General features: G+C 53.0%; 4 protein-coding genes and 4 pseudogenes. 5 read left to right on the forward strand and 3 right to left on the reverse strand.

Going from position 1 to position 8981, the window contains the following annotated elements; all coding sequences use genetic code 11:
* The first annotated feature begins 185 nt into the window (after nt 1–185).
* From RT613_RS17555 to RT613_RS23870, 5 genes and pseudogenes are all read left to right on the forward strand, one after another.
* A complete protein-coding gene (locus RT613_RS17555; RefSeq protein WP_313617424.1) occupies nt 186–1463 on the forward strand; it encodes a nucleotide sugar dehydrogenase in 1278 nt (425 codons plus the stop codon).
* 112 nt (nt 1464–1575) lie between these two features.
* Nucleotides 1576–3519 carry a nucleoside-diphosphate sugar epimerase/dehydratase gene (locus RT613_RS17560; RefSeq protein WP_313617411.1) on the forward strand — a complete coding sequence of 648 codons (1944 nt, stop codon included), beginning with the start codon at nt 1576–1578 and terminating at the stop codon, nt 3517–3519.
* Nucleotides 3520–3955: 436 nt separating this feature from the next.
* A pseudogene (locus tag RT613_RS17565) lies at nt 3956–4354 on the forward strand (IS481 family transposase); the annotation flags it as partial.
* A 91-nt stretch (nt 4355–4445) separates the two neighbouring features.
* On the forward strand, nt 4446–4787 hold the full coding sequence (tnpA, locus tag RT613_RS17570; RefSeq protein ID WP_313617412.1) for an IS66-like element accessory protein TnpA: 342 nt from the start codon (nt 4446–4448) through the stop codon (nt 4785–4787).
* Nucleotides 4788–4849: 62 nt separating this feature from the next.
* Complete coding sequence (locus RT613_RS23870; RefSeq protein WP_367317069.1) at nt 4850–4960, forward strand: hypothetical protein; 111 nt, start codon at nt 4850–4852, stop codon at nt 4958–4960.
* A 166-nt stretch (nt 4961–5126) separates the two neighbouring features.
* Here the strand turns inward: RT613_RS23870 and istB are convergent.
* The 3 pseudogenes from istB to RT613_RS17585 form a co-directional block, all read right to left on the reverse strand.
* A pseudogene (istB, locus tag RT613_RS17575) lies at nt 5127–5773 on the reverse strand (IS21-like element helper ATPase IstB).
* 19 nt (nt 5774–5792) lie between these two features.
* Nucleotides 5793–7359: pseudogene (gene istA / locus RT613_RS17580) on the reverse strand (IS21 family transposase).
* A 270-nt stretch (nt 7360–7629) separates the two neighbouring features.
* Nucleotides 7630–8917 (reverse strand): annotated as a pseudogene (locus tag RT613_RS17585) (IS110 family transposase).
* Nucleotides 8918–8981 lie beyond the last annotated feature (64 nt).

Raw genomic sequence — 8981 nt, forward strand, 5'->3', positions numbered from 1 at the left:
ACATCAAGCCTTTCCAACACAAACGACACGTCGTCAATTTGTTTTACGCCTGCCGTCAATCAACATTCGGATACCACTTCATAAAACAGCAATCGACCATAGAAAAAACACGTACACTTTGCTAATCCGCACATAGCGTTAAGCACGACGAAGATGCTGGTAATGCCATTTTGAAAGGTACGATGATGACGCTGGACAATCGCACTGTAGCCGTGATCGGTCTTGGTTATGTCGGGCTTCCTCTTGCAGCGGCATTTGGTCGTGTAAGGACTACGATCGGGTTCGATATCAATCCGGATCGGATTAAAGAGCTAGCCACGGGCTACGACCGCACCCAGGAACTCAGCGAAAGTGAGCTGCGCGCCAGTCAGCACATTTCATTCACTGCCGATCCAAACCAACTGAGAATTGCAACGATTTTCATCGTCACCGTTCCGACACCCGTGGATGAGGCCAACCGCCCTGACATGACACCGCTTGTGAAAGCAAGCGAAACGGTAGGACGTGTGCTGAAGAAAAACGATATCGTCGTTTTTGAATCGACGGTTTATCCGGGCGCGACTGAAGAAGTGTGCGTACCCATTCTCGAAGCCATGTCTGGTCTGGTCTTCAACCATGATTTTTTCTGCGGCTATAGCCCGGAACGTATCAACCCAGGCGACAAGGTTCATCGGCTGGAGAACATCGTCAAGGTCACGAGTGGTAGCACGCCACAGATCGCTGATGTGGTTGATAACCTATACAAGCAAATCATTGTGGCTGGCACCCACAAGGCAAGTTCCATTCGTGTGGCCGAAGCCGCCAAAGTGATTGAAAACACGCAACGCGACGTCAACATCGCCCTGATGAATGAATTGAGCCTCATCTTTCAGAGGTTGGACATCGATACAATGGACGTTCTGGAAGCTGCTGGTACGAAGTGGAACTTCTTGCCATTCAGGCCCGGCCTGGTGGGTGGCCACTGCATTGGCGTGGATCCATACTACCTCACACATAAGGCGCAACAAATCGGCTATCATCCAGCTGTCATCCTTGCCGGACGCCGCATCAATGACAGCATAGGCGCATTTGTTGCAGAGAAGACGGTAAAGCTCATTCTGCAGCGTGAGTTACCGCTGAATAACGCGCGGGTACTGGTGCTTGGGCTGACATTCAAGGAAGATTGTCCTGACCTGCGAAACACCAAAGTTGTCGATATCATTCACGCCCTCAAGGAGTATAATCTCGAGGTCGATATTTACGACCCTTGTATCAATGTCGACGACGCAGACCGCGAATATGGTTTAAAATGCCTCAAAGCTTTGCCCGAATCTGACGATTACAGCGCCGTCATCGTTGCTGTTGGCCACAAACAATTCAAAGAAATGGGCACACACGAATTGCGGAACCTCTTGCAACCGAATGGTGTCCTATTAGACGTAAAATCCATATTCTCTAAAGAGAGCGCTGATTGGAGGCTGTAAAGAATTGCGTTTTTTAATATGTTTAAATGTGGGTAATTCAAGCCCATTGATCTCATAGACCCTGGTCGGTTACAGGTGCAGTTATATTGGAATCCACGGGCGACGATGATCGATGGCAAGAGCGTACATTATTTCAGTAATTTTGGATTTGCCACGTTGGGTAAAGCGCCTATCCGCCTTATTTGTCGATAGTGCTCTTTGTGTCTTGACACTCTGGCTAGCGTTTTCATTGCGCCTTGACACGTGGGATATTTTGCAAGGCGTTCAGCTTATAACAATCCCAATTTCTCTTGCCATCGCTCTACCGCTATTTGTCGTAAATGGTTTGTATAGAGCAATTTTCAGATATGTCGGCTGGGCGGCATTTCTTGCCATCATCCGCGCAATCGCGCTCTATGGGCTTCTTTTCATGCTAGTGTTCACGTTCATCAGCGTGCCGGGCATACCTAGAACAGTCGGCATTATGCAACCTCTTTTACTACTTTTGGCCATCAGCATATCGAGACTGGTTACTCGCCAAGTCTTGGGAGCTCCCTATCGCCGTGAACTCATCAAAAACGCCCAGCGCAATGTTCTAATATACGGTGCAGGCACAGTTGGTCGGCAACTTGCCAGCGCCCTCGTCAATGGAGGGCAGTTAACTGTATGCGGCTATCTCGATGATGATAAAAACCTGCATGGTTCGTTTATAAATGGTGTCCGTGTATACGCACCACATGAACTCAAAGATGCCGTCGCGCATCTTAACGTCAAAACAGTTCTGCTCGCAGTCCCAAACATTAGCGCTGAACGCCGTATGACTATTATTGAGAGCCTGCGTGGCGTTGGTGTGGCGGTCAGAGTGGTTCCCAATGTCAGTGAAATTGCACAAGGCCGTGTGCATATGGCAGATTTTCAGGAACTAGCTATCGACGACCTACTTGGTCGCCCTCCGGTTAAGCCGTCAGAAGAACTACTGAAGAAGAACATTAAGGGCAAGGTGGTCATGGTAACTGGGGCCGGAGGGTCCATCGGCAGTGAGCTGTGTCGCCAAATCCTGCAGATCGCTCCTGAACGACTGATCCTATTCGAACAGAACGAATTTACACTTTATTCGATTCACGCGGAACTTGTACGCAAAGATCCTTCGAAAGAAGAAATCGTTGTCGCACTGCTCGGGTCAGTGCGCGATGAAAAGCGTATGGCCGACATCATGGAGAGCTTCAAACCGCATACCATTTATCACGCCGCAGCTTATAAACACGTTCCGATTGTTGAACAAAATCCAGTCGAAGGGATTTCTAACAATGTGCTTGGTACGCTTGCGACAGCGCGAGTTGCAATTGAAAAGAATGTTGAGTCATTCGTATTGGTCAGTACGGACAAAGCCGTTCGGCCGACCAACATAATGGGCGCCTCAAAACGAGTAGCAGAATTAGTTTTACAAGCTCTAGCCATTGAGAACCCTGGCATCACCTTTTCGATGGTGAGATTTGGAAATGTACTTGGCTCCTCAGGCTCTGTTGTCCCACTTTTCCGACAGCAGATTGCTAATGGTGGACCGATCACACTCACCGATCCGGAGATGACCCGTTATTTCATGACCATTCCAGAGGCATCGCAACTCGTAATACAGGCAGGCGCGATGGCGACAGGCGGCGATGTTTTCGTTTTAGACATGGGCAAACCTGTGAAGATTATCGATCTTGCGCGGCGTATGGTTGAACTCTCGGGTATGACAATCAAAGATGACAGCAATCCGGATGGAGACATTGCGTTCATTATGACTGGACAACGCCCAGGAGAAAAACTTTACGAAGAACTTTTAATCGGGGATAATCCAGCAGCGACCAAACACCCGCGAATTATGACAGCCCATGAAGAATTTTTCTCATGGGTTAAGCTTGAATCCATGCTCGAAAGATTAAAAAACACCATGGACGAGAATGACATATCTGGAGTACGCGAGCTGATGAGTGTTATGGTTTCCGGGTACAAACCGAGTGCAGAGATTGTTGACATTCTCGTAGCTAATAAACTTGAAAATGGATCACTCGCACAAATCCCTCCCAAATAATAAAATGCTCGATTTACCGAAGTTTCGCCCCGCTCAAGCAGGCGGCGTTTGTGCGTTCAGTATTAGGTTGCTTGATGCAGCCCACCAAATCGACAGCGCTATAAAAGAACACGCACAAAGGATTCGTTCCGCAGGTTTCAGTCATCAAGACGAGGAGCTTGTGGGAGAGAACGACACCTCACCATGCGAACTTAGTATTCAATTAATAAACACAGACAACGACGTGTTCACTCCGCCATACCGATCTCGCCGTTGCATCACAACTCAACACCACTCTGCACTTCCACCGCTTGAACGATTTGTCGGCAAAGTGCCTCGGAGTGAGCGACTTACCATATTCTACAATGTAGGCGAGATGCATTATGGTTAGCCGCCCTAGGTGTTTAGTCCCACAGTGTGATGGCGTATCATCGTCGCGATCACAGAGGGATACTCTATGGGCCAATTTCTTCATGGCAGCGCCAAGACCACGCACGCCATTCGAGCAGAGTTACAGCGATCGAAAGCTCCAGCCGCGGCGCTCGCGCGGCAGTACGGCATCAACGAAAAAACCGTGAGGAAATGGCGATCTCGGCCAGGCGTCGAGGATGACGCGATGGGTCCAAAAGAGCGCAGAAGTACAGTCTTGTCGGCGCTTGAAGAGGCCGCAATTGTCTCATTGAGAGTGCAGGCTCGGTTGCCACTGGATGACGTCTACATCGCCCTGAAAGATGTGATCCCACATCTGTCACGTTCAAGCCTTCACCGCTGTTTGCAGCGCCACGGTATATCCCGTCTTCCGAAGGCTGATCGTGAAAAGCCCAAGCGGTTCAAATCCTACGAAATCGGTTATTTCGTATCGCTCCGGCGTGGACCGCCTTGCGCGTTTTTGGCGATACCGTGATTTTGCGCTCTTGAGAGTAGACTTAAGAGCGCAGTGAGGAACTATGGCACAGGCCATTTTGCTGACAGGTCACGAACGGCGTCGTCGTTGGTCACCGAACCAACGGCTTGAAATTCTGGAGGCAGCATTTGCTCCGGGGGCAAATGTCACGGAGGTAGCGCGTCGTTTTGATGTTTCGACGGGGCTGCTGTACACGTGGCGGCGCCAAGCGGTGACTGTGAGAGATGGGGCTGCTTTTGTGCCAGCAACTGTCGTGGATGTTCGTGGCGGCAGCGATGGTGGTGTGGCAACCATCGTTGTGGACTTTGCGAATGGTACCAAGGTGAGGATTGCCTCCGGGGTGCCTTGTGATCTTGCCGCAGCAGTGATGCGAGCGCTGAAATGATTCCGATCAGTTCGAGCGTGCGGGTTTGGATTGCGAGCGGCCATTGCGATATGCGCAAGGGGATGCAGGGCCTTGCTCTGATCGTGCAGGAAGGTCTTGGTCGTGATCCGTTCTTATGTGTCGGGCGAGATTATGTGGCGGATCCGTTCCTGCGCCGACCGAGGCCCGTCTAATCTGGAATTCTCCGCCACATAATACTTAGATTGTCAATCAGCACCGAACATTCACCCCTTTTACTTATCCAATTTTGACCCCTGTATGCGATCAGCGCTTGGCCTGCCCGGCGCTGGCCGGGGCTGCAGAGGGTAGGCCAAGTGCGGGTGATGGGTATCTTCGGCTTTAGCTTTGAGAACGGTTTTTGAAGCGCCAGGATTCATTTCCAGTTTCGACGATTTCGCAATGGTGGGTCAGGCGGTCGAGGAGTGCCGTCGTCATTTTGGCATCACCGAATACCGACGGCCATTCACCGAAGGCCAGGTTCGTTGTGACGATGATTGAGGTGCGCTCATAGAGCCTGCTGATCAGGTGGAATAGAAGCTGACCACCAGCCTGCGCAAATGGCAGATAGCCGAGTTCATCGAGAATGATGCAGTCGAGGCGTGTGAGATAGTCCGCCGTTCTGCCCTGCTTGCCACTGCGTGTCTCCGTTTCCAGCGGTTGACCAGGTCAACGACATTGTAGAAGCGCCCACGCGTGCCGTTACGGATGAGTGCACGCGCAATTGCAATGGCGAGATGGCTCTTGCCCGTTCCTGTGCCGCCGACAAGGACGACATTACGCTGGTCGGCGACGAAGGTGCCCGTCGCCAGCTCCCGCACCAAGGATTCATTCACAGGTGTATCGGCGAAGTCGAAGTCGTCGATGTCCTTGGCAAGAGGCAGCTTGGCGATACTGAGCTGGTATCGGATGGACCGGGCTTGCTTCTCGGCGATTTCCGATTGCAACAGATCGCCGACGATCCGAGGTGGTTCATGCTGCCGCTTTATACCGTTGCCCATGACCTCATCATAAGCGCTGCGCATTCCATAGAGCTTCAGCGTGCTCATCAGTTCGAGAACCTGTGTGCGTTCCATCAACTTGCCCTCCTGAGCCTGTCGTAACGGGCGCAGTCGGCGACCGGCTCATGAGCAAGCCGAAGCGCATCCGGGATTTGAAGTGTTGCAGCAGGAGCCGGATCGCGGCTTCGCGCCAGAATGTTGATGATTACCGAGGCCGACCAGACGCCGTGATCAAGCGCTTCCTGGCAGGCAGCTTCGACGGCGGCAAGACCATCAGCAGGAACACATCCGAGTATGGTGACCATCTGCCGATCACCGTCGTCGGCGATCTTCAATCGCTTGCGGACCTTCTCCATCGCGGTTGGCAAGACCCATTCGCGGAAGGGAGCGCCATTGCGCAAGGCACCGGGTTTGCGAGCAAGGACAGGAACATAGTGCCAAGGGTCGTAGACAGTGTCGCCACGACCAAAACTGCGCCGGTGTTCAGCGACCGTCACTCCATCTTGTTTGATGACAATCCGATCAGCATAGGCGTGAACCTCGACAGGGCGGCCGACGGCTGTCGACAAGACCGAATATTTGTTGTTGTCGAAGCGCACGGTACAGGTCTTCGACACCGAGGCTGGGACGCTGTGGAACCCGTCGAATGGGCCGACGTAGCGCACAAGGCTGCCACGCTCGGCCTCGAACATCTGCCAGATCGACTGCGCCGTCTGTTCGGGATGGCTATGGGCCTTGGCATAGGCAACGCATTTATCGAGGAGCCAAGCATTCAGTTCCTCTAGGCTTTTGACCCTGACACGCGGCGTGAAGAAGCGCTCGCGCACAAGGCCGACCTGGTTCTCGACCTGACCCTTCTCCCATCCCGATGCAGGGGTGCAGGCGACCGGTTGAACGAGATAATGGCTGCACATTTGCAGGAAGCGGCGATTGTACAGCCGCTCCTTGCCAATAAAGACCGCCTCGACCGCCGTTTTCATATTGTCGTAGATGCCGCGCGTGCAGGTGCCACGGAAGAAGTCGAAGGCCTTGTCGTGGGCGTCGAAGACCATCTCCTGGCTCTCACGCATATAGGCTCGGGCAAACATCATACGGCTGTGGCAAAGCCGGACATGTGCCACTTTCACGGTCGTCGTCACCCCGTTAATCAGAATGATCTCGTGGCTCCAGTCAAACTGGTAGGCCTCGCCGGGCGCATAGTATAGCGGGACATAAGCTTCGGTCGTTACCGCACCACGGCTCTTGGCCCAGGCCTCGGCATATCGGCGAACGGTGTCGTAACTGCCATCATAACCGAGTGACCGGACCTCCTCGTAAATCCGGATTAGCGTCAACCGTTCGCGCGATGCTTTGCCTTCGTTGGCAATCAGAAACCGCTCGACATCACCCTTCCAAGCTCCCATCCGGGGCAAGGGTTGATGCCCACGCTTGTAGGCAAACTCAGTCGCATCGGACCGCAGAATTTTGCGCACAGTATTGCGAGAAACATTCAGCTCTCTGGCAATCTTCTTCACCGACCAGCCCTGAACATGGAAGGCTCGTCGGACACGGGCAATCGTATCCACTCTCTTCAACTCCCTACTCCATCCGCTGCCAAAAGCCGGATGGTCGGATGAAATCCAGAGGGGGTCAAAATTGAATAAGTATCACCCCACCAGAGGGGTCAACATTCCATGCTTAAACACAGCATGACGCTCGTCAAGTCACATCGTCGAACCAGGCGGCTTCCACTGGCATGGGAAAAGGTCTCGTCCATAGCAAACACAGGGTCCATCCTTTTGGCCCTCACCGTCCTTAACACGAGCTTCTGATCCAGGTGGAAGACCCAAGCATTGTCTACAGGATCATCCGAAGGATGCCCTCACGGCTCTAACTGACAGAGGTTCTTCCACCTGGTACCCGTCCTTCAACGAAGGGCCGGTAGTCTGAACCGCTTTTGACGACGGCGTGTACGACACGCGCCATCTTGGCGGTAATAGCGGTCATTGCCTTGCGGCGCAGATCAGGATTGTCACGATCTCTCGCGATGTAGCGTTCGAATTTATGTCGGAAGCCGTTCTCACGCTGGCGGATGGCAACTTGCCCAGCAATCCACAGGGTCCGCCGCAGCCGCGCGTTGCCGAATTTGGAAAGCCGGGTCTGGCCGCGATACTGACCCGATTGCTGTGTCGACAGATCCAGCCCGCAAAATTTGAGAAACTGACGGTGATGATGAAAGCGGCGTAGGTCCCCAGCCTCCGCAATGATCGTTAGCGCGTTGATCGGACCGATCCCGGGAATCTGCCGCAGGATCTGATAATCACGGCTGTGTCGCAGCAGCTCATCGGCCTGTGCTTCGATCTCGTTGCGTTGGCGGATCAGGCTGCGGGCTTCGGCGACAACCATCCGTAACATGCGAATTGCAGGCGCATCCAGCGGCAATGGCAAGCCAATAGAGGTGCGGGCAGTCTCATAAATATCCATTAGAATCTGTGACTTGCTGACTTTCCTGCCGACAACATCCCATGCCGCTTCGACGAACTTTTCCTTCGTCAGTATCGTGATGCTCGATGGTGTGGGGAAGGCATCAAGGAATGCGAAGAACCAGTCGCTGCGACTGTTACCTCGGAAACGCTCGATCTCTGGAAAATACAGCGGCAGGTAATGCGTCAGGATGCGATGTTGTATCTCGGTCTTGGCGTTAGCAATGGCTTCGTGTGTCTTCGACAATTCCTGAACGTCGTTGATGCCAGCACGCAAGGGATCGTGATAGACCTGCGTCGAATGGATCCTCAACATGTGCAGGATCACCTGCGCATCCTTAGGATCGTTTTTGTCCCAGCCGTTGTGCAAGGCTTCTCGCGTGCGGGCAAGCGCCAGCGACGACACCAACCGCGTTTCGAAGCCGGCTTCCACCAACCGCCAGGCGATCGGACGATGATAATTACCAGTTGCCTCAAAGGCGCAGACAACCGGTCGGTCATATGATTGCAAAATCTCGATCAGATGGTCATGTTCTGCACGCGTATTGAGAACAGACAACCGACGGCGGCGTTTATGGCCGGGTGCTTCGATCAACACTTCATTGCGAACCTTGGCGATGTCGATGGCTACCAACACGGCATCGGCAGGTATAGAATTCTGACTGGTCATGGTTGGTCTGTAAGCGCCGTCTCCGTCCCATTGGGTCCGCTGCTTTCTGGGCATGATTGGTCAT

It is taken from the genome of Agrobacterium sp. (assembly GCF_032092815.1).
GTDB lineage: Bacteria > Pseudomonadota > Alphaproteobacteria > Rhizobiales > Rhizobiaceae > Agrobacterium.

Excerpts from the sequence above, each read along its gene's own strand:
- RT613_RS17555 (WP_313617424.1), top strand. The coding sequence starts at position 186 with ATGACGCTGGACAATCGCACTGTAGCCGTGATCGGTCTTGGTTATGTC.
- RT613_RS17560 (WP_313617411.1), top strand. The coding sequence starts at position 1,576 with ATGGCAAGAGCGTACATTATTTCAGTAATTTTGGATTTGCCACGTTGG.
- tnpA (WP_313617412.1), top strand. The coding sequence starts at position 4,446 with ATGGCACAGGCCATTTTGCTGACAGGTCACGAACGGCGTCGTCGTTGG.
- RT613_RS23870 (WP_367317069.1), top strand. The coding sequence starts at position 4,850 with ATGCAGGGCCTTGCTCTGATCGTGCAGGAAGGTCTTGGTCGTGATCCG.